Source organism: Anaerotignum faecicola, from assembly GCA_024460105.1.
GTDB lineage: Bacteria > Bacillota > Clostridia > Lachnospirales > Anaerotignaceae > JANFXS01.
The window spans coordinates 1-550 of record JANFXS010000108.1 but is presented as its reverse complement, the minus strand read 5'-3'; the positions used below and the strand labels follow the sequence as shown (position 1 = coordinate 550).

Genomic DNA, 550 nt, shown 5'->3' with positions numbered 1-550 from the left:
ACCCCGGTCTTGCTTCTACAGCATTTTTACAGACCCCGGTGGCGATTTACTATATCTGGTATGTCTGCACCTATATACCGGAAAAAGCAGGACAGCTCTGGTGGGGCATCCCCGGTTCCCTCCTCATGCTGCTGCTCACATTTATTGTACCTATCCTGCTTATGAAGGATAAAAACTCACCCTATCCTTTTGAGGATCGGGAACTGTATGGCTATAACAAGGAACACGTTATGGCGCTTTGGGAAGAACGTAAAGCCGCGAAAGCCAAGAAAGAGGGGAGATAACTATGATTAAGAAGCTGGATAAATGGTGCGACATTGATTGGATCATCTTTCTCTGTGTGACAGGCGCAGTTACATCTGTGGTGGCCGCAATCTTCCGGGATAAATTACTTCTGGGCGCACAGGGCGCGGTATTTGTGGCAGTCATCATGCCGTTTCATGTACTGGAGGAGTGGAAGTTTCCCGGAGGCCTGCACTATTTTTACAACATCCTGCTGGGCCCCAGAGAGGAAGAAAAACAGGAGTCTGACCGCTACCCCATGAGCCGG

Annotated in this window: 2 protein-coding genes; both read left to right on the top strand. The window is 49.5% G+C overall.

The window, feature by feature from the left end:
- Window positions 1-284 (top strand): HXXEE domain-containing protein (locus tag NE664_12990; GenBank protein ID MCQ4727548.1); only part of this gene is annotated, 284 nt, incomplete at its 5' end.
- Window positions 285-286: 2 nt separating this feature from the next.
- The coding region (locus NE664_12985; protein ID MCQ4727547.1) for an HXXEE domain-containing protein at window positions 287-550 on the top strand (264 nt) is incomplete at its 3' end.